We start from the raw sequence: 26,996 nt of genomic DNA, 5'->3' as shown, positions 1-26,996 counted from the left end.
TCGTCAACAATTACAAAACTAAGTGCAGTATTTATTATGCAGAATACGAAAACTTGCTGTCATTCAGCCCATAAAAAATAGACCATTAACTATAAAAGCTAGTGGTCTATTAAATATCAATTCACTGATTAAAAAGCAGCAGGTACTGTACCCATACGTTGACTGATTGGCTGGCTACGACCCAACAGACTGCTATAGATAGTAGCGTTTTCCATCACGTGTTTGACATAGTTACGCGTTTCAGGAAAGGCAATCGATTCGACATATTGATCTGCGGCGATTGCGCCATAGGTTGGCTGCCAGCGTTTGGCATTATTAGGTCCAGCATTATAGCCTGCGGTTGCCAATACAGGCTGATAGTTCAGTTTACTTAAGATATCGCCCATATACCATGTACCATAACGGATATTGGTATCACCGCTGTTGGCACGGCTCGCACTATAAGTCTCACCTAAATTTCGAGCGATATATTTTGCCGTATCAGGCATGACTTGCATTAACCCACTGGCGCCCACATTTGAGCGCGCTGAAGACACAAAACGACTCTCTTGACGCATGATGCCATAAGCCCACGCTGGATCAATGCCTGCTGACTGGCTATAGCGCACCACTGAATCTTGGTGCGGCATTGGATGCGAAAGTGCCAAGCTATCAACTCTATTAGTATTATCAACGGCATAAATCGCCCGATCGAGCCAGCCCATATCGTAGGCTTGACGCGCCGCCGCAATGATCAGATTGTCATCACGATTATCGCGTGCTTGCTTCACAGCCCAGTTCCACTCGCGGTTGGCATACCCTCGGCTAGCGTCAGAATTGTATAAGGCAAATGCGCGAGCAAAGTTGCCATCTTGCATGACGCGAGCGCGGTCAGCGGTACTCACATTAGGTAAATTACTACCACCTAAGCGGCTGGCATCAAATCGCTGACCGATTCTGTCTTTTGCCATCAAGCCATAGTAGTCGTTACTTTTCGCTAGATTTTGATACATCTTTTTGGCAGTATTGCGTTTGCTACTATTGCTCGATTGCTCATAAGCACGAGCCAGCCAATATTGCCACTGACCATCCTTTTGAATTTCACCATCCATTTTTGAGATAGCTTCAACCACATCATCCCAGCGGCCAAAGCGAATCGCTGCCATGGCGTAGTCTTCTGCTTCTTCAAAGTTGAAGTCATCATCTAAACTATTGCGGAACCAATCAACAGCCTCAACATTAAAGCCGTCATCTGTATTGTGGTTCATACGCTTAACGCCAAGCGTACGATAGGCGTAACGACGTGTTTCATCATTCAATAGTTTGATAGCGCGCTGATTGTCTTGCTTGATATCAAAATCTAATTGTAGTGCTGCTTCTCGATAGGATTTATCTGCGACACGGCCAATAGCATATAGGTATAGGTATTGATTGGTTTGGCTGGCGGGCTCGCGGTCGAAGCGGCTAAAAAACGACGAGGGATTTAGCTGAATTTCACTGAGCGCAGAATAAGCAATTGGCGTACCAAGGCGTGAGGACAATGCCATAATATCGCCAGTCTTGCCTTTACGCAGCATACGTTTCAGACGAGCCGCACGATCTTGGTTACTAATTAGCGCGTTGTTGTTCATCTCCATCGCTAGCTGATCGCACAATGCTGGCTGCTTTTTGGTGGTTAGCCAAACATCAGATTTGGCTGCCATAGCACGCATAGTATCACCGCCATTATTAAACCCAAGCGCAACGGCACAGCGCTCACTGGCATCCGCATTGGTAATTAAATTCGCGACTTGACGTACTGATGCATAATCATTCGATCCTGCCTTGGTCTCCGCAAAGTCAGCCACTAATTTCTCAGCCATAACCGTATCTGGATACTGACGCACAAACTGCGAGACCGCTGCTGAACTCTGTGAATTAAGATCTAGATTCATGCGCCAATAAGTCGGATACATCGCAAACAAGCCGCCACTCATGACTTGCTCATAGTTATAGAGTGCGCTCACATCACCGCGATCTGCGGCGATAGCGGCTGCCATAAATGAGTCAATACTACTGTCTTGCTGATAATCTTGTTGATAGTTACTTTCTTGTTGGTAGCTTTCCTCATCGCCCCACGTCAACTCGGCACAAGCGACTTGTGACACACCAAGTGCACTGACCGCTGTTGCCACACTCAACGCGCTCAGCCGTAGCGTACCTACTGTGATTCGCTTTGACGCGTGTTTTTGACTGATAGACTCTTCATCCTTGATGCTATGCGCAACACGCAACTTTGTCATACTGACTCTCTTTATGATATATCTACAAATATGTGAATAACGGTTCGCTAAGTACCGCCAAGGGTATAGCAATCATCATACTATACTCATTGTGCTTTCAACTATCTCCTTTACCTTTTGTTAATAAATAGGACAGCACGGTGTAACATAGAAGTGATAACGAGCCGCAGTTTTTATGAATAGTAATATGAACGACAGTAAATAATTGATACTGCTATGAATTATTTATCATATTGATACCCCATCGCTCGTGCTAATTTTTCACATTGGCACAGGGTTGTGATAAAATACGCCACCTGTTAATCGGCTACTCCGCTATATTTTTGGTCAATCATGGACTTATCCTTATGAGTGTTACTGTATTCAATCCCCGCATCGATGACGATGCTGTTGCTGAGACGACTGTCACCGCACGTGCTGTCACTGCACTCAAAGAAGCAAGTTCAGCCCAAGCACCCGTCGAAAAAGCAGCGACAAAAAAGGTCTTCGTCACCACTCAAGGCTGTCAGATGAATGTCTATGACTCTGGCAAAATGCTAGACGTGCTAGGCGACTCCCATGGTATGGAAGTGACTCATGATATCGATGAGGCCGACGTACTACTGATGAACACCTGCTCTATCCGCGAAAAAGCGCAAGAAAAAGTCTTTTCAGAATTGGGCCGTTGGCGCAAACTAAAAGAAAAACGCCCTGACCTCGTCATTGGCGTCGGTGGCTGTGTGGCTTCACAAGAAGGCGATAACATTCAAAAACGCGCGCCTTATGTCGATATGGTATTTGGTCCGCAAACCTTGCATCGTCTGCCAGAGCTTTATGATCAATCAAATGAGCAACGCGAAATCGCACCTAAAAACCGTATTGGTACGATTGATGTGTCATTCCCTAGTATCGAAAAGTTTGACTTTTTGCCAGAGCCAAGAGTAGAAGGTTATAAAGCTTTTGTCTCTATTATGGAAGGTTGCTCCAAGTATTGCTCATTCTGTGTGGTGCCTTATACCCGCGGTGAAGAACTATCACGCCCACTTGATGACGTATTGGCTGAGATTGACAGCCTTGCCGCTCAAGGTATCCGTGAAATCAATCTCTTGGGTCAAAACGTCAACGGCTATCGCGGTGAAAAGGATGATGGCAGCATTTGCCGTTTCGCTGAGCTATTGCACTATGTATCGCATGTCGATGGTGTCGAGCGTATTCGCTATACGACTAGCCATCCGCTAGAGTTCACTGATGACATCATTGATGCGTATGCACAATTACCAGAGCTAGTATCACACTTGCATCTACCAGTACAAAGTGGCTCAAATGCTATCTTGGCAGCGATGAAGCGCAACCATACCATTGATGTTTATATCAATCAGATCAATAAGCTTAAAGCCATTCGTCCAGATATTCACTTGTCGAGCGACTTTATCATTGGCTTCCCAGGTGAGACGGAACAAGACTTCCAAGATACGTTGAACTTAGCGAAAGAGTTGAACTTCGATCACTCGTACAGCTTTATTTACTCCAAGCGTCCGGGCACGCCAGCGGCAGAGCTGCCAGATGATGTCAGCTTTACGACTAAAAAAGCGCGTTTGGCTGAGTTCCAAAAAGTTATTATCGACTCAACGCTTGCCAAAACCCATGAGATGGTCGGCACCACGACTCGCGTCTTGGTTGAACAAATTGCCAATCGTCACCCTGATTGCCTAATCGGTACAGCGGATAATACGCGTACGGTCATGTTCCCTTATGACGAAGATAAAATGGATGAGTTACTTGGTAAACTCGTCAGCGTGCGCATTACTGACTTTGTCAGCCCGCACATGGTAAAAGGCGAGCTAATCGAAGTATTGGCATAGTAGTTAAGGTAACAATGGTTAAATTATAAGTTTGAGTAAGAATAAAAAAGCCGTTCACTATAATAGAGAACGGCTTTTTTGTGGGTGAATGTTAATCATCACTATTCTGATAACCAATCTGTCTTCCGTAATTGTTGCTTAGTCTCACGGCGACGTTTCTTGCGGACGATATCGATATCTTCTTTTTCATGAATACCACCCTTTCTTAACAGTGGATCAAGCGCCAAATAATTACGCGGTTTCACTGCGCCTAGCGAGTGCTGTGCACCTGATTCAGTCTGCTTGTCTAGCTGTCTCTCAATTTGTTTAGCCTTTTTTAACGTTTGTTTTAAGCTCATTATCTTATCCTTTATTCTTTGCTACATTTTCTATAGCCTTTAATTTTTGTGGCATATCTTTACCTGTGGCCATCAAGATGTCATGGTGATTGCTACAGATGAGCCAATCATAATTTTTAGAAACAAAATAGCACTCGTCAAAGAAGCAGATTTCATCGAGTATTTTTATTATTGCCTCAATTTCACCCTCGTAAAACCAGTTTTTTGAACGCTCCTTGAATGTTCCTGTGACACCAAACCAAATGCTTTCATTGGGCTGAATTAAGCGTAACAAGTAATTCTCAAGAGAGTCTTTGATTTCTATTGAATACGTTTCTTGTATCAGATTTTGCCATAACCAAACTGGACGGCTTTTACCATTTTCAATTTTGCAAAAGGTTTGATAAATCTGCTCTTCTATGCCTTTGTAATCATCGTAAGGGGTTAGAACTCGAAAAGATTTATCCGTTAGATTCAGCTCAGTTTTCAAGCGCATAATCTCTGCTCGTATATCAGCCCATTCTTTTGATTGGGGTCTTTTTTTACCATTTTTGTTGATATAAGGATAATCTCTCATAATTGTCTCCTCAATTTGATCTTGCGCTATAAGATGCTGACAGTTAAAACAAGATCAAGTTTCATGAAAAAGCTAGCCCTTAATACACATGACTTGCTTCAGCGTATGCACCACTTCAACCAAGTCTTTTTGATTGGCCATCACTTCATCAATGTCTTTATACGCGCCGGGGATTTCATCGATGACGCCTTTGTCTTTGCGACATTCGACACCATCGGTTTGCGCTTTTAGCTCATCAATGGTGAACGCGCGCATCGCTTTGCCGCGGCTCATTTGCCGCCCTGCGCCGTGTGAGCAAGAACAAAACGACTCCGCTGCGCCCAGACCACGGACGATAAAGGATTTTGCACCCATGGAACCGGGGATAATGCCAAGCTCGCCTGCATAAGCACTGATCGCGCCTTTACGCGTCACATAGACCTGCTCGCCAAAATGCACCTCTTCATTGATATAGTTGTGATGGCAATTGATGGCTTCTTTGGTCAGGGCAAATCGTGGCAATCCTGCTTGCGGCGATTGCAGCGCCTTAATCACCAATCGCATCATCTCGCGGCGATTCTCTAGTGCGTAATCCTGCGCCCAGCCGACTGCCTCAACATAATCAGTAAAGCTGTCAGACCCTTCGACAAAGTAAGACAAATCACGATCAGGCACATGACCAAAGCGTGATTGACGCTCTTTTTTGGCCAGATTGATAAAATAGCGCCCGATACAATTACCAATACCGCGACTACCAGAATGCAGCATCACCCAGACATCTTGATTTTCATCCAAGCACAGCTCGATGAAATGATTGCCACCGCCAAGTGTACCCAGCTGCTTGGCCCACGTACGCTCAAAACCTTTAAGCATTTTAAGCAAGCCCGGATGCTTGTCGGTAATTGGCTTTAGGCGTTTGCCTAATGGATCAAGTGTGGAGTTTTTCGCTTGAATTTGCTTGTGCATGTTAAAACCCACAGGCACTTGCTGTTCGACTACCAAGCGTAATGACCTTAAGCTATCAGGCAGATCACTTGCGGTTAGGGATAAGCGCACGGCGTTCATACCACAGCCGATATCCACACCGACCGCCGCAGGAATGATGGCAGACTTGGTCGGAATCACGCTGCCAACGGTTGCGCCTTTGCCAACGTGTACATCAGGCATAACCGCAATGTGCGAGTGTACAAACTCTAGCTGAGCCAAGTTACGTAATTGCTGCATCGCGCCTTGCTCGATATCAGAGGTGTAAATCTTGACAGGTACGCCATGTTTACTATTTTTATTTAATACTAATTGAATGCTCATTATTTATTTTTTCCAATTTTTTATTTTTAAAGCCATATGCTTTTTTAATTCGCCTATTTATATTTTTTAGACATTACTTATCTGTCTCGATTAAACATAATGTTTAACAAGAAATAAAACCGTCAATTAAGAAATAATAGGCAATAAAAAACCGTATTTTTATTAATTAAAAATCAATAAAAATTCATGGCTGCTTTATTATGGACATTTTAAAGAAGAATCTTTCATACCAAAAATAAGGGCGTAAAAATTATGCGCACAGGTAGACAATCGCTAAGTGTTAGCGTGAATAATTTTTTGGTAATAAAGATACAGCAGAATGTTGGATAAACAGATAACGGCAAGCACGAAACTACTTAGCACTATCGCATCGATATTTTAACAAAGTAGATATAGAAGAAGGATGGAGCGAGTACATATAGAAGGCTATTCATTGATATGAATAGATAGAATATCACTCAATAGCTATACATAAATTTAGCCAAACCTTTTCGAAGTCTTCATTGTTGTCATACTTTTCATACATTCAATCTTTAAAAACGTCTTAACAGTTATATAGGACACGATGATTCCTCCATAGGTTGTGGCTAATGTCAGGGCGACAGTAGCAGATCTATTAAAATTTATAGCAAGACTATAAATCAGTGAGATAATAATAACGATTTAAAAAATATTGTCAACTATTAATTTTTAAATAACTTAAAAAACGCAATTCCCGAGACTACTAATTTAATAGAGTAATTATTTCAGATAATAACTAATAGCTTTTTATACCATAAAACTATTAATTACTTCAGCAAACAAAGCCGCTGCGATTATGATAAAGATAATGCCGCAACCACGATTGAGCCACGCTAAGCGATTACCGACATCAAGCCAGCTTGCCAGCTTTTTACCACCCAAGGTATATACGATCTGCCAAATGGTTTCGCTCATGAATAGCCCAATGGTCAATAAGATATATTGCGGCCATAGCGGCGCACTAAAATTAATAAACTTAGGAAAAAAGGCCGCGAAGAACAAGATCGCTTTTGGATTGGATAAGGACACCCAAACACCCGTACGAAACAGAATAAGATTACTAGGACTTGCCTTGACCGCTGCACTCGACAGCGAGCGTGGCTGTGGTTTATCGGCTTTACCATCAAAAACATCGTAGTCGGCTTCAACCTCCGCACTTAACTCTTTAGCATCGCTCATCAAGCTACCATCGCCCGCATCGCGCCATGAACTAATCCCCAAATACACCAAGTATGCCGCGCCCACCGCTTTGATAATTGTGAGTAGCCAAGGCGATTGACGGCTGATCACATCCAGCCCAAGTAAAGTCGATAGCAGCAACACAAATAGCCCAAGGCTCAAACCTGCCAGCGTCCATAATGTCCGCTTCACGCCATAGTTCATACCATACTGGAATGCCAACAGCATGTTGGGACCTGGGGTCGCGGAAATCAAAAACGTACTTGCGAAAAACACTGCAAACAGATGCCAAGACATCAGCTAACCCCTACTTTGTTATATATAAATGATTCTTATACAGACAGCCATATCGCCAAAAAAAGAAATACCGCCATTGAGACGGTATTTTTTATACTTACTTATATTATATACATATGTTTGGCAGTTTTATAGACTACTTGACGGTACAACTGTCTAATAGTTTTTGCAAAAAGCCGTCACAACGTTCGATTTCGATCAACTCAACATATTCATCCGCTTTGTGCGCCTGCTCAATACTACCAGGACCGCAGATGATCGTTGGGATACCTGCATTGGTAAACTGACCACCTTCCGTCGCATAAGCGACTTTATGACGCTCATCGTCCCCTGTCAGCGCCGCTATCAATGACTGTAGCTCAGCGCTATCGTCGTCCGTCATTGCTGGGACGCTTTCTTCTTGCATCAGCTCGATGCCCGTCTCAGGCGCACGCGCTTGCATTTGAGCATTTAATTCAGCGACTTTTGCTTGAATGGGTTCGAGTATATCGTCTTGCGTCATGTGCGGCAGGTTACGATAGTCAAAGGTGAACTCGCACAGATTGGGGACGATATTGGTGGCTGTGCCGCCGTGTATCGTACCTACTGACAATGTTGAATAAGGCACTGTAAATAATGCATCCCCGTCTTCTAAAGCGTCATCACGGGCGCTCAGCTCTTCGGCAAGCGTATCAACATAGCCAATCAATCTGCTAGCGTAGCTGATCGCATTGACCCCTTGAGCAATCAATGAAGAATGTGCTGATTTGCCATGGACACGGCAACGATATACTGCGATACCTTTGTGCGCGACCACCATCGCCATGTTGGTCGGTTCACCGACGATACAGTAATCAGGGGTGATACCGCGCGCTTTGAGGTCTGCCAAAATCAATGGCGCACCCAAGCAGCCCACCTCTTCATCGAACGACAGTGCCAAATGCAAGGGACGACGCAGTTGACCGTTATTGGATAGCTGTACAGCTTGTGGCAACATCGTTAACGCACACGCGATAAAACCTTTCATATCACAAGCGCCGCGTCCGTATAGCTTGTCACTACGTATCGTCGCGGTGAACGGCTCTGACGTCCAGTCTTGGCCATCGACTGGCACTACATCCGTATGACCCGAGAGTACCAAACCGTTGTTGACTTGGTCAGCATCTTCGCCAGCGGGTACGGTCGCAAACAAGTTGGCCTTGGTTTTTGCCTCGTTAAAGGTCAAATCCACCGTCAGACCCAACTGCTCACAGTACGCTTGCACGTCTTCAATCAGTGCTAGATTTGAATGTCGACTGACCGTGTCAAAGGCGATCAGACGCGTTAGCCAGTCAAGGCTTTGTGTTGGATGCTCAGTATTATTGAACTGGCTATCGTTGTTATTGCTAACGTTATTACCATTAGCTGTATCATTAGTATCTTGGATCATAAAATATCCCTATTATGATTTTTAAGAGTTATTTCTTAAAAGCCATTTCTTAAAAACCATGAGTTATCAGACTTGTCTTATGATGGATTATTCTGATTCATCACGTCAAGCACTGGCGGCATAGGTTTTGGTCGTTTGCCTTCGGCTTGCAGCTCTTTGGTGGTTTTGGCATTGATAGAGAGTCCAGCAATCAGCGCAATGTCTTTCACAGGCTTGCGTTTACGCGTCGCAAAGCTCACTGGCACCATACGAGCAAATTCATAGATATAAAGATAGGATTCTTCACCACCTTCAAAATCTTCATCTTCCTCTAAACGAATCGCACCAATCTTAGCCAAATCAGATAACATCTCATTCTCTTCACTGGTCAAACCGCAATCAGTAATACCAAAACCTGTCATAAAGCCGTTTGACCACTGTTTCAATGCCATCACACGCTCGTATAAATCATGTTCATCATCAGGGATGAGCGGCATATAGGCGTAGGCATCATCTTTATCTTTTAACTGAAACACGGTGTCTTCTGCTTCCTCTGTCAGCAAGGTCAATGCAGCCTCTGGTAGTGGCGCAAAGCTCAGCTCTTCAAACACCTTTGCCCATGTTGCTTCATCAGGCGCATTACAGGCCGTCATGAGCCCTGTCATCAGGCCATGCACTTCACTGATAGACACGTCAGTCCAGTCGTCAAACGCAGTCAGCCAAGTATTCCAGCCAGAGATATTATCATTCATAACAGATGTCCTAGTGATTAAGTGTTACTTATAAAATAAAAAATCGCGATAAAATGTCAGGAACAAATCATCGATAAATAAAAGTAAAAATACAAAGCCTTGTGCTTGTAATTACTTTGTTGATATAGATATTATGCGGTCACCTATGGCATTATTAAATGCAGCGAACAAAATTCATTCACGCTTACTTGTTAAGGATAAAAACTGACTATGTATGATCAACTTAGAATATTAGAAAAAATGGTACTCGACATCAAAAAACAGTATCAGCTTGTCAGTGCTGAACTTAGCAGCCTCAAACAACATCCTGTCACCGACTCTAAAGAATTTGCCGACCTAAAAACCAAGCTCGATAACAGTCATAGCGAACGTGACGGTGCCAAAAAGCAACTAAACGATCTCGACAAGCGCTATCAGAGTCTTGCAGAAGCGCATCATATGATCGGTGAAGAACAAGACAAATTGCAAAAAAAAATCAGCCAATTACAACAACAAAATAGCGAGCTGCAAAAGCACAATAATGAATTGAAGCAGCAATATAGCGATATCAAACAACAAAACAGTGAACTGCAAAAGAAAAACCAATTAGCCGCTGAGCGCACGCAAGTTGTCTTGCAACGACTGACCCTTATCGATCAAGCAGAAGACTAACGCGTTCCTATAATAGATAGCAAAATATGCTACTTATTAAACCGCCCAACGCTATTTGTAAAACCTGATATTACTCATTTCACTGACCAGACATTGTAGGATGTATCATGACCGATGACCAAAGCAAATCGATAGACAACCAACCAAAAAACACTCAAGCGCCAAATGCACCATCAGCAGCGCAAAAAACGACAGCCGCAGGATCAAATATATCAAGCGCCATGGCACAATCGAATACCAAGACACCTAAAGCACCAGAACCACAAATCAAAAAAGTAGATATCGCGATTGCTGGTGTGACTTATCCAATTTTTTGCCCAGTACATGAGCAAGAAGAGCTACTATCGGCGGTCTCTTATATCAATAACTATGCGCTTGATCTAAAGCGAGATGCACCAAGCCTCAGTCAAGAAAGCATACTGGTACTGTGCTGCTTGAATTTATACGAAAAAATTCATGCCAATCAAAGAAGTGATGAAGACCGTGTACAAAAAGATAAGCAATCACAGGCATTGTTAAATAAGATCATGAAAGACGCCCACTCTATTTTGTAATAGTCGCGGCGTTGTATCAGCAGACAGATCGTTCAAAACATGCATGATCTAATAGTGTGCTATATGATGAAAAAGCATCAAATCTATTAGCGCTTAGCTTACTAAAGCTAAGCGCTTTTTTATGGTCAATCGTTTTTATCTATCTGCTTACGCATAAGGTTTGTAAGTCTTGCCTGCGTGAAAGTCTGCCTGATGCTCATAATTGCAAAAGAATAATTCTTGGGCTGATTCAGTATTACCATCACTGGTTGTCGCTAAGCTAGGCTTAGTTTCAAGGACACCGCGATACTCCGCCAAACTGTTACCACAAAAATTGCACTGACGCGGTGTGGTGACATCACCCTCTTTTGGCATCATGCTTTTGGGTGGACGTGGGTACATAAACTTGTAAAAAGCCCACATGGAAGCCCAGATAATAAGAATCACAATAATAACGGCAAACACGGCAGCGCTCCTTCAATGACAAATAAACGTAATGAATAACAAAAGTGATGACAACCCATGATCCAATACGCTCGAATGCCTAAATTTTACCGTCAATAATGGTCATGGCACAATGCCTTTACAGTTAATTGTCGATGATGCTTGATTGTCATTCATGGCACTGACGAATAACCAAGTGCTATAGCAACAAAAAACTGGCCACAGTGAGCCAGTTTTTGTATCAAAACCTAAGATTAAAGGCTAGCAGTTATAGCTGTAACTCGCTGATATCTGCCACAGTCAAGAATAAGGCGCGAACCTGCTTGAGCAATGCCAAGCGGTTATTTTTTAACGCATCATCGTCGCTATTAACCATCACGTTATCAAAGAACTGTGTCAACGGCTCATCTAAGCTCGCCAGCGTTTGCAATACTTGCGTATAGTCCGCTTGCTCCAGCAATGGCTGTACCCTTGTCTGTGCTTGTTTCACATTTGCATATAAATTTTGCTCAGCAGGTTCAGACAGTAGCGTCTCATCAACTGTATCAGCAACGCTCACTTCTGATTTGGCCAATATATTGGCAACACGTTTGTTTGAATCAGCCAACATCGACGCTTGTGACAGCTCGCTAAATGCTTGCACCGCGCGAATACGCTGATCAAAATCAAGCGGCATATGCGGGTTAATCGCTTGCACGGCCTGAATCGTATCAACACTGACGCCTTGCTCGGTATACATCGCACGATAGCGCGAGTTTAGGAACGCCATGACTTGGGTAAAGGTATCGCCCATTTTGGCAATCTTGCTACCTTCAGCATCGCTATAGCCTTTAATCGCTTGCTCAACCAATGCGACAAGATTAATCGGTAACTGCTTCTCAATCAAAATACGCAAAATCCCAATGGCAGAACGACGTAAGCTAAACGGATCTTTTGACCCCGTCGGTGCTTGGTCAATGGCAAAAATACCAACCAATGTATCCAAACGATCAGCTAAGGCTAAGCAGATGCCAATCGGTGTTTGCGGTAATACATCACCACTGAATTTCGGCAGGTATTGCTCTTCTAAGCTTGCCGCAACTGCCTCAGGCTCATCATTTAGACGCGCATAATACGTGCCCGCGATACCTTGCAATTCAGGATATTCACCAACGAGCGAGCTTGCCAAATCTGCTTTGGATAAAATACCCGCACGTACGGTGTCATCGACATTGATATCGTGACCCTGCTGCCGCATCAATGTGGCGATAAACGCAGCAAGCTTAGCAATACGCTCAGACTTCTCCCAAATCGTACCCAGTTTGTCTTGGAATACACGAGTTTTTAAGCTCTCTGTGAGCGCAAACAGAGGCTGTTTTTGATCTTGTAAAAAGAAAAACTCGGCATCAGCCAAACGCGGACGCACGACTTTCTCGTTGCCTTCGATAATCTGATTGGGGTCTTTAGACTCAATATTGGTAATAAAGATAAAGTAAGGTTGCAACTTACCCGCTTTATCAGTTAAGCAAAAATACTTTTGATCCGCTTGCATGGTCGAGATAAGCGCTTCTTGCGGCACTTGTAAAAAGCGCGCCTCAAAGCTTGCTCGTAGCGCAATGGGGAAATCAACCAATGCGGTGACTTCGTCCAACAACTCTTGCGGTACGATGGCATCAGAATTGACTTCATCTGCCAATGCTTTAACTTGGTTTTTGATCAGCATTTGACGCTTATCAAAATCTGCCACGACTTTTAGACCATCTAGTAGCTGCTCATAGTCATTGGCATGATTGATATTATGATAGTCAGGACTGTGGAAACGGTGGCCACGAGTTTGGGAGCCTGTTTGATGCCCTTGAATAGTTGCGTCAATGACAGCGTCATCCTGCATCAATACTACCCACTGGACTGGACGGACAAACTCATTACGACTGGCACCTGAACGCATACGTTTGGCAATTGGTAGGCTATCTAGCGCCGTTTGAAAAATAGCTGGCAGTAGCTCGGTAGTCGCTTGACCACTGATCGTTTGCTCATAGCCGACATAGTCACCTTTATCGGTGTTAATGGTCGTAAGATCGCTCGCTTCAATGCCTAAGCCTTTAGCAAAGCCCATCGCAGCACGCGTTGGATTGCCATCGCTATCAAATGCCGCTTTGATAGCGGGCCCGCGTTTTTGCTCAGTGCGGTCAGGTTGCTTATCGCTAATGCCTTCAATTTGAATCGCCAAGCGACGCGGCGCGGCGAAGGCTTTGATGCTATTAAAGGTAATCTCAGCTGCAGACAACTGCTCAGTGACACTGGCTTGCAGCGCATCGCGTAATGGTTTTAGGCTCTTTGGAGGTAGCTCTTCACACCCCAGTTCAAATAGAATAGTACTCATGGGATGCTCCTATTGCTTGTTCGTCGGTTGATTGTTGTCAGTGGTTTCTTTTGCTAAGCTGTCTGTTGCTGTATCTTCTTTGGGCAAATACTTCTCCAGTGCCTCGGCGCGATGTGCCTCATCAGCCAATGGGAAGCCCAATTTGGCACGTGCTTCAACATAGCCAAAGGCAACCTTACGTGCCAGTGTGCGTACACGCAAAATAAAACGCTGACGCTCCGTGACTGAAATGGCACCGCGAGCATCGAGTAAGTTAAACGCATGAGAGGCTTTTAAGACCATCTCATAGGCTGGCAATGGCAATCCTGCTTCAACCAGCTTATCCGCTTGCTGCTCATAAAAATCGAACATCTCACCCATCATTGGCACATCGGCGTGCTCAAAGTTATAGGTCGACTGCTCAACTTCGTTTTGATGGAACACATCGCCATAAGTGACGCGGCCGAACTCGCCATCTGCCCAGACCAAGTCATAGACGCTATCAACGCCTTGCACATACATTGCCAGACGCTCAAGGCCGTAAGTAATCTCGCCTGTTACTGGGAAGCACTCGATACCGCCGACTTGCTGGAAGTAGGTAAACTGCGTCACTTCCATACCGTTGAGCCAAATCTCCCAGCCAAGTCCCCACGCGCCCAGCGTTGGTGACTCCCAGTTGTCTTCGACAAAGCGCACATCATGCACCAATGGATCGATACCAATCGCGCGTAGTGAGTCCAAATACAGCTCTTGAATATTGGGTGGATTGGGCTTTAGCACCACTTGGAACTGATAATAATGCTGCAAGCGGTTGGGGTTGTCACCGTAGCGGCCATCGGTTGGACGGCGTGATGGCTGCACGTAGGCGGCGTTCCAACGCTCAGGCCCTAATGAGCGCAAAAAAGTGGCGGTATGAAACGTGCCCGCGCCGACTTCCATATCGTAAGGTTGCAATACCACGCAGCCCTTGTCAGCCCAATAATTCTGTAGGGTTAGGATTAAGTCCTGAAAAGTCATCGGTTGAGAGTCTTTGTCTTTTGTCATCGGGGTTGTCGCTTCGGATGTCATAGTTTGGGTTTTCATAGTAAGTCACTGTGAAATGGGTATGATTAAATAAATCTCTGATAGCATTCGTCACCTATTTGGCAACGACGCTATTTGCCTGCTCACCTTACTAAAAATTGACTATTTTATCCATATTTACGTTAACTAAATTTGCATTGTCGATAAAAACACGCGGCTATATCCCTGATTTACGACCAAATCATCGTAAAAAACATATGACCAGCGACTAATCCTAAAAACAAAAAAATACCCAAATGCGTGAGCATTCGGGCAGGAGGAAAATTGTATCTTGGGCATCCTGATTATTCAGGCTTTTTATTTTTTGGGACTACTTTTTGGACAACTGCTTGTGGTACACACTTACTTCTTTTAACGGGTCTTAATGTCTGAATATTAAGCTTGGTTATTGATAGGAATCGCTATTGGCTTTTGGCATGATTATCCATAACACGATATAGATCAAAATACCCGGTACAGCAGCACTTAGCGACGAGACAATTACAAATAGTAATCTGACCCACGTAGGTGACCAACCGACATATTCTGCAATACCGCCCATCACACCCGCTATCATGCGATTATTTTGTGAGCGATGTAATTTTGCTAACTTAGCCAAACTAAATACCTCTCTATTGTCTATTTTTATAATGTATTTTTTCTTCTTGTCTTACTTTTTTAGTCTCAAGGTTACCTTGCCTCGCCAACTTACAAATAAGTATATCAATTCTTGAAAATTTATCTGTTGAAGGTATAGACGTACTTTGTGAGTTTATGATACGTAAGCTTGCCCTAACCTGTCATACCACCACGCAAGCCCCTGATTTTAAATAGTTATTTCAAAATGTTTCAGAATCCACTTTGTTGCTAAAACCTTGCTTTAGCTAGTTACACAGTTCATTATTTTTTAAATGAATCAAAGAGATAAGTGGCATTTTTCTAAAGATTTGATAGTAATAATGACCACTCAAACCTTCAATTGTCAAAAAATCATCACTCGCTTTTTATTTTTAGATTCACATAAAAACCGATGATGAAAAAGTTAATAATCTGCGTAAGAGTCAAATAGAAGTCAGATTTACAATAACCTACCTGTAAATCCTCCAAAACCTTTATACCATGCTGATAAGTAACTCAGGTTTTAGAGGGTTTGCCCTTAAATCTGAAACAAATATAAGCCTAAAATAAAATAAGGATGGCTATGTACGACAACGGATTGATGATTGGACACTTTGAGCCCTTACATTTGGGGCAAATGCGCAGCATATTAGAAGCAGCAGGACAAGCAAAGACCCTGCATATCGTCATTATGGCGCATCCATCACCGCATCCAGATTTTACGATCACCTTGCAAGACAAAGCGCGTTGGCTACAGATGGCCTGTGCGAATTTGCCATTTATTCATATTCATACCACCGATGAGATCGAGTTACCGCTTCACGAGCATCTTTATAATAGCAGTGAGGATGTCAGGATCGATGTGGCGACTAGCAATGCTAAGTTGCAGCGGTTGATAGAGGCACTTGCACTCCCTGCAGAGACAGCATTGTTTATGGCGGAGAACCACCCGCTAACGCAGAGTGATGTACAAGAGCAACTTATCCTACAAGTGGTCACGACAGCACTACAGCCTGAGTTTGACTCGTACGCCATTGCTCGCGACCCAGTCACCCACTGGCCAGCACTTCATCCAGAGGCCCGCGCCAACTATACCAAGACTGTCGCGATCGTCGGCGGCGAAAGCTCTGGCAAAACCACACTGGTGCATAAACTGGCTAATTATTATGGCGCGAGCTTTGCGCTGGAGATGGGGCGTATATATGTGGGCACAGATTTGGGCGGTAGCGAGGTTGGGCTACAGTACAGCGATTACGGCCCTATTTGTCTGGATCATGCGCAAGCGATACGCGAGGCTAAAGCCAATGCGACTGCACCGATCACGATCGTTGATACGGATTTTGTGACCACGCAAGCGTTTTGTGAAGAATACGAAGGTCGCACCCATCCTTTTGTCACTGCTTGCGTTGATGAGTTTCGGTTAGACCACACCATCATGCTCGATAACAATACGCCATGGGTTGATGACGGCATGCGCTCTTTAGGTACGCCTGAAGCACGTGGACGGTTCGAGCAGCGCCTACTAGACATTTTTGCGCGTCACGATATCGCGCCGCACATGATTGACCAGCCGGATTACGATGCTCGCTATCAGCAAGCGTTGTTATTTATCGATCAGCATATCTATGGTAAAAAACCATAAGCTATACCAATAAGTACCCTATCTATAATAATAATTTATTCAGCTAACGCAGTGCCGTTAGCCTCATATTGAAATCAGTGTCAATTTTAGAGGAAAAATTTATGCGTATTCAGCTACTGGACAACATCACCGGAAAATGGTCGATGCAATGGATTATCATTTGGTTTATTTGTGGAGTCATTGCTCTATCCGCAGGTTTTTGGCTCACCACAGACCACACTACGCTTGATTGGTTTTACTTGGCTGTCTCATTTATTGGCTTGGTTTGTGTGGTCTCGCTGTCATTTCGCAAAAACGTCATGGGCAATGGCTTTGGTATGGGCGCAACCGCAGGGGAAGTCATTGTACAAGCAACATCTGGCGCAGTGGGTCTGATGCTCGCACCCCTATTTAACTTTTTCACTCATGTGTATGGCATCTTTTACTGGTCAAAACACACCGACCCTGATGGCGACATGATACCAAAATCAGCGAGCAAAGCCGTTTGGTTAATCACTGCCGCATTTATCATCATTGGTCTTGCCCTTTTCCCAACCGTCAATGATTTACTGGCGAGCTACGGTTATGCAGTCGTAGAAGATGATAATAGTCTGTTTTTGGGATTCATCTCTTTCTTTTGGATCAATGTCATTGCCTTTGTGCTGTCTATTACCGCGCAAGCCGCCATGATTCTACGTTATTCCTTTAACTGGTGGTTATGGATCATCGTCAACTTCGTGTGGCTGATCGTCAATCTCATGTCTGGTAACTATATTTTTGCGATTCAAACCATGGTTTATCAAGTAAACGCATTTGTCGGTCTCTATGAGTGGCACCGCAGCGAGCAAGGTTCATAGAAACATCTGTAGAAAAAAGCGTTTGAGATACTGAGATAAGTCTTACTAATGTCGCATTAGCAATACGAGCGAAATTGACTGTGCCGTCTATCAGATAAAATGGTAGACACGCGCAATTAGTGCTACAACTGGTACTAATTGCGCGTGTTGATATTTAAATTGATAGCGCAAGTCAGTGTCTTATTTCATTTACTAACAAGGAGGTTAGTATGTCTCGTCAACCCAAAATGTCCAAACGCACGCTCGAGCAGTGGCTCAGCGAGTACGCGGTCAGTCACCAAAATTTAATCAACAAAAAGATCCATTGGCTATGTGTCCCAACGATTTTTGTTAGCCTGCTGGGTATGGGAATGTCGCTGTCTGTGTGGTTTACTCTCGTACTGAGCGCGTTGGTATTACTGTTTTACGTACGCTTATCTACGCCGCTATTTTTGGCAATGGGACTATTTATTCTGATTTGTCTGTCGGTCATGGCAGCAATGCCATGGGGGTTTAAAGCATGGGCGGCAGTGTTTGTCGTTGCTTGGATTGGTCAGTTTATTGGTCATAAAATCGAAGGAAAAAAACCCTCGTTTTTTGAAGATTTACAGTTTTTATTAATCGGTCCAGCATGGGTCGCCAACAGTTTAATGCAACGCAAATAATCATTAAATTGTCGCATCAGTTCTGCAAATATACAGTATAGCTGTGCTGTCTTTAATTTTTATTATTCATAAAAAACGCCACCCAATGATTGAGTGGCGTTTTTTATGTGGCATATATTTTATTTAGGATACTTCCTAAAATAAAGTAATAGGCTGCTTATCTTAAGCACCAAACACTTTCATACGCTCATCAAGTGGCTTGAATTCTTTGTCGCCTGCTGGCTGCTCAATCTTACCAAATACCATTTGCGCTTTTAGTTCCCAGTCTGCATCGATGTTCCAAGTGCTCGCGACTTTCTGATCGATTACTGGATTATAGTGCTGCAAGTTTGCACCGACATCAATGCTTGCTAGCGCCGTCCAAATGACGTACTGATGCATCGCGTTGGTCTGAGTTGCCCAGATTGGGAAGTTGTCTGCATATAAAGGCGCCGCTTCTTGCATGCCTCTCACCACTGCTTTGTCTTCAAAGAACAATACCGTACCAGCACCCGCTCTAAAACCAGCAATTTTGTCTTTGGTAGACTTAAATGCTTCTTCATCACCAACGATTGCACGTAGTGCGTCTTCAGTCATATCCCATAGTTTGTGATGATCGTCACCGAATAACACAACGACACGCGTTGACTGTGAGTTAAATGATGATGGGGTATGCAAGACAGCATGCTCAACTACTTTTACCACTTCATCGTTAGACACTGGTAAATGGTCGCTTAGTGCATAAATAGTACGGCGTTTTTCTGCTAATTGCTGTAAGTCTTTTAGTTCTGACATAGTACTTCTCCATATTACTGTATGTATGATTTGCTCTGGGTTGATAGACATTGTCGATCTTGTGATCAACAAGTCGTTATAAAATAGTTTATTTATGTGGGCTATTATTGGAACAATTTACCTGAAACCCCATGTAATTTTTGTAAAAAAAACTTAACGATAGGGGTTGTCTTTGAAAAATATGTTCATAATTTTTGCGTGTTGATAATTAGCCTTTGAAGCCTTTTGGTAGTTCTGGTGCCATCAGACGCTGCATATCAGAATCAACCTCGCCAAAACGCTCATGACCATTGTTCCAATCAATGACCGATTGCTTGAGCTCTTCTTTATTGTCAGCGACAAAATTCCACCACAGTAGTACTTGGTTGCTTAGAGGCTCACCACCAATGAACATCAAACGTGTACCCTTCTTGGCGACCAGCGTTATCGTTGTATCGTTAGTCACGTCAATACGATGAAAACGCAATAATTGGTCTTTTTTATACATCTGACCTTCAGACTCTAGCGTACCAACAACCACTAAAATACCGTACTCAAAGCTCGCCTCCAAATTCAGCGTGACGTCTCCGTCTTCTAAAAAATGCACATCAATCCCAACCATCTTTGAGTACTGCAACGTTGGCGCTTGATGGTGCTCACCAGACGCTGATTTATAACTTCCCGTGGTCAGAATCAGCTCGACGTTGCCCTCAGTCCATGTTGGCAGCTCCGGATAATGGTGAAAACTGCGTTCAATCTGCTGGTCAGTGGGTAAAGCGATCCACAGCTGTATCATATTGATACTACGTGCAGCAGCGCTTGAATCAGTATTGTCTGAGTCAGTACTGTCCAAAAAGACGCTTTGCTCTGTATGGCTGATACCTTGTGTCAGCCCAGTCCCTGCTGTCATGAGGTTGACTTGGTTTTTGGCAATGACTTGCGCGCTACCCAAGCTGTCTTTGTGTAAAATCTCACCATCAATCATCCAACTAAATGTCTGTAGATTGGTATGCGGATGGCGCCCAACTTGAACCCCTGAATCATCTTGAGCAAACTCAGCTGGCCCTGCATGATCCAAAAAACACCATGCACCAATGGGCTGTTTGCCTTTGTTAGGTAGTAATCGAGCAATAGGCACACCGCCAACATCAGTCAATCGTGACTCTAGAGTTCTAATTGTCATGTGACACCTCTTGGTATATGTCCTATTTATTTACAAAGATAGCGGTACTTCCATCAGCAATACTTTTGCAGCCTCTTTCGCTTCCATAGTGAAGTGCTTAGTATCCCAAACCCCAAGACCATCTCGAGTAGCCAAAATGTTACCATTTACAACGACTTTGCCACTGATAACAAAAATATAAACACCGTTATTAGGATTGTTTAGCTGATAGGTCTGCGTCACACCTTCATCAAACTCTCCCATGCTAAACCAAGCATCTTGATGAATCCAAACTCCTGCATCATCCACATTTGGCGATAACACTTGATTAAACTGGTTGGCTGTCATGATTGTCCCCATATGCACTTGCTGATAGCGAGGGGCAACGTTCATTTTATTTGGCATGATCCAGATTTGTAAAAACCTTACGGCTTCTTCACGACTACCATTCATTTCACTATGAGTGATGCCTGTGCCCGCTGACATAACTTGGATCTCACCCGTCTCAATCATGCCTTCATTACCGATGCTATCGCCATGCGCAAGTTTGCCAGCTAAAGGAATGCTGATAATTTCCATATCACGGTGCGAGTGGTTGCCAAACCCTTGACCACCAATGACAAAATCATCATTGATGACACGTAACACCCCAAAGCCCATACGCTCAGGATTATAGTAATTGGCAAAGCTAAAGGTATGACGGCTTTTGAGCCAGCCATGGTTGGCATTACCGCGGGATTCTGCTGCATGATAGATCGTTTTCATTATTTATCCTTAATTATCAACACGTTTATCATCTATATATTTGTTATTAATTCACGTGATTGAACAATGTATCTATTATAATTGTTGACTATACATAGATAAACTGACATAAATGCAAATAACTATTCTTTTTATTAGAACAATCATGAGGCATCGATAATGGGACAACTAGAAGACATGGCGATGTTTGTACGTATTGTCGAGGCAGGCAGTATCACTAAAGCTGCCGAGCAATTAAATATTGCAAAGTCAGCCGTCAGCCGCCGCCTAAAAGACTTGGAGACGCGCCTAGGCACTCAGCTGATCAGCCGTACGACGCGCCACTCTCACTTGACACAAGCAGGTGAGCAGTATTATCAGCAGGTCAACAGTATCTTAAACGCGGTTGATGCCTTGAACGAGACTACCAGTGACACGCCAACGCGCATTGGGGGTACGCTAAAGATGACAGCGCCATTGTCGTTTGGTCTTATGCATCTGACTGATGTGATTGATGAATACGCCAATCAGCACCCAAACCTAAAGTTTGAGTTGGATTTTTCTGATCGGCATGTTGATTTGATTGAAGAAGGATATGAGCTGGCTATTCGAATCAGAGAGCTACGAGATTCTAGTTATCAAGCAAAGCCGCTGGCACGAATTCGTTGCGTCATTTGCGCCAGTCCCAACTATCTAAAAAGAATGGGCACACCTGATACATTAGAAGATTTGGAGGGGCATGAGTTTTTGCAATATAGCCTTGGTCAAACAAACAGCATAGAGCTGATTGACGCCCAAGGAAAAAAGCATTATCACGCCATGAACGCCAAAATTAAAGCCACCAATGGTGAGTTTTTAACGGATTTGGCAGTAAAAGGACATGGCATTACCGTCATTCCAACTTTCATCGCTTATAAAAAACTGGCGCGTGGCGAGCTTGTACCGATTTTGCAGCAGTATCAATTGCCAATACTAAACGCGTATGCCGTCTATCCAAAAAATCGATTTTTATCGCAGCGTTGTCGCTATTTGATTGACTTCATTGCCGAGCGCTTTGGTGATCATCCCTATTGGGATGATTTTTGATAGGAGTTGTTTGGGCAAGGTTAGTCTTTTACAAAGTATAGCGTCGCAGTTACTCTACGAAGCGCTCTACTATCAATAATTTGACTCTACTCAGTAATCGCTGAGATTTCACCAATCAGCTTCTTAGTCTTATATCTTGCTTCTGCTAATGCCATCTTGTCTTGTGCTACAACGGTCAATACACATGGCTTGCCGATATAATCCGTTTTGACAAATAGCATGTTGCCAGATGTGGCTTCAACGATCGTGATATCGCACTTTCCTTGTTTCATCTGGGTAGCTGATGAGTCGCTGAGCGCTGATAGCGTACTGCTCATCGCCGCAAACTTGTCGGATTGATTACTCAACTCTTTGATCGAGAAGCAGCTGATAGGAAAACCATCTGTGGTGCATAGGCTGACCAATATGATTTCTCTATTAGCTTCACACAAGGCTTTCATGTGCTTTAAGAGTTCTATTTTCGCTGGTGATTTTTCGTTTTGTGTAGTCATATCTAACATCAACCTTGATTGTTCAGGGTATTAAATAATGATAATAGAGACACGGCGGACTCTTTATTTCTAGGATCTGTATTGATTACTGGAGCAACTATATCGTGCTCCATCAGCATGACTCTGACTTCTTGTCCGAGCGCTGCCAAGCTTTGCTTATCAGCATCTTCGCAATGTGTAATACCAATAATACAAGTCGTCTGCTTTTCTGCTGGTGCAAAAAAATGTAGCAGTTTATCTAAGTTAGCATAATCAGGCGTCTCGCCATGCTTGATCAAGATCAGCAAACCCCACAAGGAGTGATTGACGAATTCCCACAAAAACGAAAAACGCTCTTGACCTGGAACCCCATAAATACCTAATGCCATATCATCAGACAGGGTAATTCTTCCATAGTCAATACCGACGGTGGTGTACTCTTTACCAATATCGATACTAGATTTTGCTTCTGTCTCGAAAGGACTTATCTCACTCAACGTCTTAACCATTCGAGTTTTTCCGGCGCCCACTTCACCAATGATAGCTAGCTTTTGATAATTCAATTTTTTACCTCATTCCTAAGAATTTTTTGATCGCACCGTAAAATTTGTTAGGCTTTCTTTCACTAACCTTTTGCTCATCTAATGGCTGTGCATCTGTCACATTTAGTATACCTGATTGCTCAAATCCCACTATCATTTTTGTGACTTGATCAAGTGAGCCAAACTCACCACTATCCACTAACGCATCAAATGGATAAGGTTTTTTAGTCAATTTAACACACAAATCCATAATCATTTGAGGGTTACTTTCATGATTTAAGTCAGGCCAAGCCAATAACTTAAGACTTTTGCCTTCATAGTCCTTTTTTGACGCGTTATTAGATTTTTTTGTGTCAAAGAAAGGCTGAATACGCTTGGTTTGTAATTCATCGAAACTATTTAAAACCGCACTATTATTTTCAATAAAAGTATCAAAAAAAGTGCCTTTATCTACAAAGTCAAATACGCTGACGCCCCAATTATTAAAGCTACGCTCTGTCACATTTTTTTCGAGAAAAACCCAAATATCTTCATGTCTAGGATCAGATGCTATCTTGGCCATCAACTTATCTACTGCAGCATAAGGGCCTTCAAGCACCTGAAGGTACTGCCCTTCGCGATAAGATATGATACCAGTGATTTGTAACTCTGGATTATGCTTGCTAGAGACTCTGACAATATCTGATAATCCAGCAGGCATACGAACACTGCGATCTTTGATAGGCGCTCTGCTGACATATGCAACACATTTCATTTTGCCACCATTTGATAGAACATCCAAAACTCAATGAATTCTTTATAACCATGTATAAAATAATAATTCGTTATACACCGTACGCATATAACGAATTTGGCTCTATTGCTGATAATGTTCAACACGCTATCAGCAATAAGCAGGACTCAACAAACCGACGACGGCTTGATTGATGTTAGCCAAATTATATTTCTAATTTGCTTTCAATTGATTGTACTTTACGGCGTGCCAATGCAAGGTTCGCTTTTGATTTATCAAGTACTAGGTAGATGAATAAATCTTCATGACTGGCTGTCGGACGAATGATGTGCAGCTGAGACTCTAGTGTGATCAACATATCTTCGATTTCACCTTTGATGTCGAGCGATTTCATCGTTGCTACTTTTGCTTTTACGACTTGCGAGTTACCAGCAGCAGCCAACTCTAGGTCAACACCACCGCCAATCATACCTAATACCATACCTGACATGTAATCAACGATACAGGCACCCATCGCACCATCAAGATCCATTAATTCTTTCAAAGACTCATTAATATTTGACATACTTTTTTCCTATCCATTTGTTTGTGTGTAGATGAGATAATTTCTCTTGAAAACGCTTGTGCAATTCAATCGTAATAAACTGCATTATACTTATTCACTACTTACCTAATCATTAGCTAAACTTAAATTATTTAGTTTATATTGAAGAAAGTAATGATAATTCAATACAGATATTTAAGTGTATTTTTAGGTACAGGAACTATAGCGTGCTCGTAAACAAAGCCAGCATCCCGTAGTGACAGCCATTATATTCTATATCGCAACTCAGAGTACATCTGTACCTAACCACTCAAGAACAAATAACGACCGCTGAGTAGGAAAAACCTTACCAATCAATAATCATTCTACTTTAAAGCGCAAAATAGCATTTTTGATTTTTAATTTAATAGATCTTTCCCCTGACTTCATCAAACAACAAGAGAAACATAATGTCGGATTTACTCATAAAAAATGCCCGATTGGCCAACCGAGACAACTTGGTCAATATCAGTATAAATGGCTCTCATATTGAGAGCATTGACAACATCTCGGAGGCATTTAAAAATAATGACAATGAGCCAACCGCTATTTTTGATGCTAAAGGCAATTTTGTCTGCTCAGGATTTTTTGAGAGCCACATTCATCTTGACAAAGCCTGCATCCTAAATCGTTGCACGATAGCACAAGGCGATTTAGACGAAGCCGTTGAAGAAACCAGCAAGGCAAAGGCAGATTTTACGGAAGCAGATGTCTTTGAGCGCGCATCAAAAGTTATTGAAATGGCCATCAAAAAAGGCACGGTTGGTCTACGTAGTTTTGTTAAAACCGATTTAAAGACGGAAATGCGGGCGTTTAATGCCATAAAAAAAGCGCGGGATAAGTACGCATTTGCCATCGATATAGAGATTTGTGCTTTTGCCCAATCAGGATTAACCAATGCGCCACATACCTATGAGCTATTAAAACTCGCATTGTCGCAAGGCGCTGATTTAGTTGGCGGTTGTCCTTATAAAGATGATAACCCTAACAAACATATCGAGATGGTGTTTGATTTGGCAGAACAATTTAACGTCGATGTTGATTTTCATCTCGATTTTGATTTGGATCCAAAAAACTCCAGCATTCCAAAACTGGTTGAAGAAACCATCAAGCGCCATTACCAAGGCCGTGTATCTATCGGCCATGTGACCAAACTGTCTGCAATGGACAAAGACAAGCGCACAGAGATGGCAGCGTTATTGTAACTCGCTGATATTACTTTGACTGTTTTACCTGCTACCGATATGTTTTTGAATGGACGGGATTATGATTTGCTAATTCCTAGAGGCATGGTGAATGCTAATGAGCTTTTAGAGATGGGTATCAATACGACCCTCTCTAGTAATAATATTTTGAATGCTTTCACACCTTATAGCGATGCCTCATTGGTCAGAATGGCGAATATGTACGCCAATATCGCACAGTTGGCAAAAGATAAGCAGATAGCAGATGTGTTCAACATGATTACCAAGAATGCAGCTCAGCTACTCTCAAAGCAGACAGAGATAGCATTAGGAGCACCAGCGACGTTCGTGATACTAGAAGCAAAAGATGCGGTAGAGACGATTAGAACCAACGCTCAAGCATTAGCAGGCTTTAAAAATGGTAAGCAAACATTCTGTAATGACGCCGCTCGTATTTGTTTTGAATGATATAAACGATATCACTTGGGGATATTCAATTAATTGAACGACTGAATCTATCAAAGCGCCATATGTCTAAAAATTTTTATTAATTTAAAAGTTATTATCAAAAAGTATCATGACTAAAATCATAAAAGCATCATCCGACTACTCATTGGATGATGCTTTTTGCGGCTTATATACGCCTACTTTACTATCACGCTTAGATATCTACACTCTCAAATAAAGCAATACGTGTCTCACCACGAATAACTGCACTCATATAATGCTTCGGATCTTAAGATAAGAAATAAGTTAACTATTATAAAAATAGCATTATTTATAAAATATCCTTATTAAAATCCCTACCTACTCACCCTCTTACTAATCGTCACCCCCGTAAAGCCAAACAGCAGTGTTAATAGCAATGACAAATAACAAAAGAACGCATAGGGCAAATACTCTAATACCGGCACCCCTAACGCCTGACTGATAAACACCCCGCACACACTCCAAGGCACCAGCGGATTAATTACCGTTCCTGCATCCTCAATCGTACGAGACAAATTCTTCGGATGCAGGTGCAAGCGCTCAAACGTCGACCGAAAGGC

Annotated in this window: 28 protein-coding genes; 9 read left to right on the top strand and 19 right to left on the bottom strand. The window is 43.0% G+C overall.

Going from position 1 to position 26,996, the window contains the following annotated elements; translation table 11 throughout:
* Positions 1-128 precede the first annotated feature (128 nt).
* On the bottom strand, positions 129-2,261 hold the full coding sequence (locus QO189_RS05140; protein WP_371531818.1) for a transglycosylase SLT domain-containing protein: 2,133 nt from the start codon (positions 2,259-2,261) through the stop codon (positions 129-131).
* 347 nt (positions 2,262-2,608) lie between these two features.
* Here QO189_RS05140 and miaB point away from each other — a divergent pair, with 347 nt between their 5' ends.
* Complete coding sequence (gene miaB / locus QO189_RS05135) at positions 2,609-4,102, top strand: tRNA (N6-isopentenyl adenosine(37)-C2)-methylthiotransferase MiaB (protein WP_371531817.1); 1,494 nt, start codon at positions 2,609-2,611, stop codon at positions 4,100-4,102.
* Between the two features lie 101 nt (positions 4,103-4,203).
* Here the strand turns inward: miaB and QO189_RS05130 are convergent, their stop codons facing one another.
* The 6 genes from QO189_RS05130 to QO189_RS05105 form a co-directional block, all read right to left on the bottom strand.
* The gene (locus tag QO189_RS05130; RefSeq protein ID WP_167669384.1) at positions 4,204-4,440 is read right to left on the bottom strand and encodes a hypothetical protein; all 237 of its coding nucleotides are present in this window, start codon (positions 4,438-4,440) and stop codon (positions 4,204-4,206) included.
* 4 nt (positions 4,441-4,444) lie between these two features.
* Positions 4,445-4,996, bottom strand: coding sequence for a DUF6756 family protein (locus QO189_RS05125; RefSeq protein ID WP_371531816.1), 552 nt, complete (start codon positions 4,994-4,996; stop codon positions 4,445-4,447).
* 72 nt (positions 4,997-5,068) lie between these two features.
* Positions 5,069-6,283 carry an RtcB family protein gene (locus tag QO189_RS05120; protein ID WP_371531815.1) on the bottom strand — a complete coding sequence of 405 codons (1,215 nt, stop codon included), beginning with the start codon at positions 6,281-6,283 and terminating at the stop codon, positions 5,069-5,071.
* Positions 6,284-7,051: 768 nt separating this feature from the next.
* Positions 7,052-7,780: a LysE family translocator gene (locus QO189_RS05115; RefSeq protein WP_371531814.1), complete on the bottom strand. Its 729-nt coding sequence runs from the start codon at positions 7,778-7,780 to the stop codon at positions 7,052-7,054.
* A 136-nt stretch (positions 7,781-7,916) separates the two neighbouring features.
* Positions 7,917-9,188: an acetylornithine deacetylase gene (argE, locus tag QO189_RS05110; RefSeq protein WP_371531813.1), complete on the bottom strand. Its 1,272-nt coding sequence runs from the start codon at positions 9,186-9,188 to the stop codon at positions 7,917-7,919.
* A gap of 77 nt (positions 9,189-9,265) precedes the next feature.
* Positions 9,266-9,919 (bottom strand): UPF0149 family protein, encoded by a 654-nt coding sequence (locus QO189_RS05105; protein WP_371531812.1) that lies wholly within the window; start codon positions 9,917-9,919, stop codon positions 9,266-9,268.
* A gap of 210 nt (positions 9,920-10,129) precedes the next feature.
* On the opposite strand from QO189_RS05105, the gene QO189_RS05100 reads away from it, so the two are divergent.
* Together QO189_RS05100 and QO189_RS05095 are read left to right on the top strand one after the other, a co-directional pair.
* The gene (locus tag QO189_RS05100; RefSeq protein WP_371531811.1) at positions 10,130-10,570 is read left to right on the top strand and encodes a hypothetical protein; all 441 of its coding nucleotides are present in this window, start codon (positions 10,130-10,132) and stop codon (positions 10,568-10,570) included.
* A gap of 107 nt (positions 10,571-10,677) precedes the next feature.
* Positions 10,678-11,124: a cell division protein ZapA gene (locus tag QO189_RS05095; protein ID WP_371531810.1), complete on the top strand. Its 447-nt coding sequence runs from the start codon at positions 10,678-10,680 to the stop codon at positions 11,122-11,124.
* Positions 11,125-11,271: 147 nt separating this feature from the next.
* Here QO189_RS05095 and QO189_RS05090 read toward each other — a convergent pair whose 3' ends face one another.
* The 4 genes from QO189_RS05090 to QO189_RS05075 all read right to left on the bottom strand — a co-directional run bounded on the left by QO189_RS05090 (position 11,272) and on the right by QO189_RS05075 (position 15,569).
* Entirely contained in the window at positions 11,272-11,568 is a 297-nt protein-coding gene (locus tag QO189_RS05090) for a hypothetical protein (RefSeq protein WP_227675646.1), read from the bottom strand.
* 247 nt (positions 11,569-11,815) lie between these two features.
* Positions 11,816-13,909 (bottom strand): glycine--tRNA ligase subunit beta, encoded by a 2,094-nt coding sequence (gene glyS, locus QO189_RS05085; protein ID WP_371531809.1) that lies wholly within the window; start codon positions 13,907-13,909, stop codon positions 11,816-11,818.
* Between the two features lie 9 nt (positions 13,910-13,918).
* A complete protein-coding gene (gene glyQ / locus QO189_RS05080; RefSeq protein ID WP_371532046.1) occupies positions 13,919-14,905 on the bottom strand; it encodes a glycine--tRNA ligase subunit alpha in 987 nt (328 codons plus the stop codon).
* Positions 14,906-15,356: 451 nt separating this feature from the next.
* Positions 15,357-15,569 carry a PspC domain-containing protein gene (locus QO189_RS05075; protein WP_201597988.1) on the bottom strand — a complete coding sequence of 71 codons (213 nt, stop codon included), beginning with the start codon at positions 15,567-15,569 and terminating at the stop codon, positions 15,357-15,359.
* A gap of 582 nt (positions 15,570-16,151) precedes the next feature.
* Between QO189_RS05075 and nadR the strand changes: the two genes are divergently transcribed.
* From nadR to QO189_RS05060, 3 genes are all read left to right on the top strand, one after another.
* Positions 16,152-17,210 (top strand): multifunctional transcriptional regulator/nicotinamide-nucleotide adenylyltransferase/ribosylnicotinamide kinase NadR, encoded by a 1,059-nt coding sequence (gene nadR / locus QO189_RS05070; RefSeq protein ID WP_371531808.1) that lies wholly within the window; start codon positions 16,152-16,154, stop codon positions 17,208-17,210.
* 101 nt (positions 17,211-17,311) lie between these two features.
* Positions 17,312-18,046 (top strand): nicotinamide riboside transporter PnuC, encoded by a 735-nt coding sequence (pnuC, locus tag QO189_RS05065; RefSeq protein ID WP_371531807.1) that lies wholly within the window; start codon positions 17,312-17,314, stop codon positions 18,044-18,046.
* Between the two features lie 209 nt (positions 18,047-18,255).
* Positions 18,256-18,690, top strand: a complete 435-nt coding sequence (locus QO189_RS05060; protein WP_371531806.1) for a DUF962 domain-containing protein — start codon at positions 18,256-18,258, stop codon at positions 18,688-18,690.
* A gap of 162 nt (positions 18,691-18,852) precedes the next feature.
* On the opposite strand, the gene QO189_RS05055 is transcribed toward QO189_RS05060, so the two are convergent.
* The 3 genes from QO189_RS05055 to QO189_RS05045 form a co-directional block, all read right to left on the bottom strand.
* Positions 18,853-19,464: a nitroreductase family protein gene (locus QO189_RS05055; protein ID WP_371531805.1), complete on the bottom strand. Its 612-nt coding sequence runs from the start codon at positions 19,462-19,464 to the stop codon at positions 18,853-18,855.
* Between the two features lie 208 nt (positions 19,465-19,672).
* Complete coding sequence (locus QO189_RS05050) at positions 19,673-20,626, bottom strand: pirin family protein (protein ID WP_371531804.1); 954 nt, start codon at positions 20,624-20,626, stop codon at positions 19,673-19,675.
* Positions 20,627-20,656: 30 nt separating this feature from the next.
* Positions 20,657-21,370 (bottom strand): pirin family protein, encoded by a 714-nt coding sequence (locus tag QO189_RS05045; protein WP_371531803.1) that lies wholly within the window; start codon positions 21,368-21,370, stop codon positions 20,657-20,659.
* A gap of 159 nt (positions 21,371-21,529) precedes the next feature.
* Here QO189_RS05045 and QO189_RS05040 point away from each other — a divergent pair, with 159 nt between their 5' ends.
* Positions 21,530-22,435, top strand: a complete 906-nt coding sequence (locus tag QO189_RS05040; RefSeq protein WP_371531802.1) for a LysR family transcriptional regulator — start codon at positions 21,530-21,532, stop codon at positions 22,433-22,435.
* 86 nt (positions 22,436-22,521) lie between these two features.
* Here the strand turns inward: QO189_RS05040 and QO189_RS05035 are convergent, their stop codons facing one another.
* From QO189_RS05035 to QO189_RS05020, 4 genes are all read right to left on the bottom strand, one after another.
* Positions 22,522-22,926: a hypothetical protein gene (locus QO189_RS05035; protein ID WP_371531801.1), complete on the bottom strand. Its 405-nt coding sequence runs from the start codon at positions 22,924-22,926 to the stop codon at positions 22,522-22,524.
* An 8-nt stretch (positions 22,927-22,934) separates the two neighbouring features.
* A complete protein-coding gene (locus QO189_RS05030; RefSeq protein ID WP_371531799.1) occupies positions 22,935-23,468 on the bottom strand; it encodes an ATP/GTP-binding protein in 534 nt (177 codons plus the stop codon).
* A 4-nt stretch (positions 23,469-23,472) separates the two neighbouring features.
* Complete coding sequence (locus QO189_RS05025; RefSeq protein WP_371531798.1) at positions 23,473-24,228, bottom strand: BLUF domain-containing protein; 756 nt, start codon at positions 24,226-24,228, stop codon at positions 23,473-23,475.
* A 157-nt stretch (positions 24,229-24,385) separates the two neighbouring features.
* Positions 24,386-24,745: a hypothetical protein gene (locus QO189_RS05020; RefSeq protein WP_201597971.1), complete on the bottom strand. Its 360-nt coding sequence runs from the start codon at positions 24,743-24,745 to the stop codon at positions 24,386-24,388.
* Between the two features lie 428 nt (positions 24,746-25,173).
* Between QO189_RS05020 and QO189_RS05015 the strand changes: the two genes are divergently transcribed.
* Positions 25,174-25,968 carry a hypothetical protein gene (locus QO189_RS05015; RefSeq protein WP_371531797.1) on the top strand — a complete coding sequence of 265 codons (795 nt, stop codon included), beginning with the start codon at positions 25,174-25,176 and terminating at the stop codon, positions 25,966-25,968.
* Positions 25,969-25,983: 15 nt separating this feature from the next.
* Positions 25,984-26,415, top strand: coding sequence for a hypothetical protein (locus tag QO189_RS05010; protein WP_371531796.1), 432 nt, complete (start codon positions 25,984-25,986; stop codon positions 26,413-26,415).
* 335 nt (positions 26,416-26,750) lie between these two features.
* On the opposite strand, the gene QO189_RS05005 is transcribed toward QO189_RS05010, so the two are convergent.
* On the bottom strand, positions 26,751-26,996 hold a 246-nt coding region (locus QO189_RS05005; RefSeq protein WP_371531795.1), incomplete at its 5' end, for a Na+/H+ antiporter NhaC family protein.

The organism is Psychrobacter sp. Arc29 (assembly GCF_041431175.1).
Classification (GTDB): domain Bacteria; phylum Pseudomonadota; class Gammaproteobacteria; order Pseudomonadales; family Moraxellaceae; genus Psychrobacter.
This window is presented reverse-complemented; position numbering and strand designations above follow the sequence as displayed.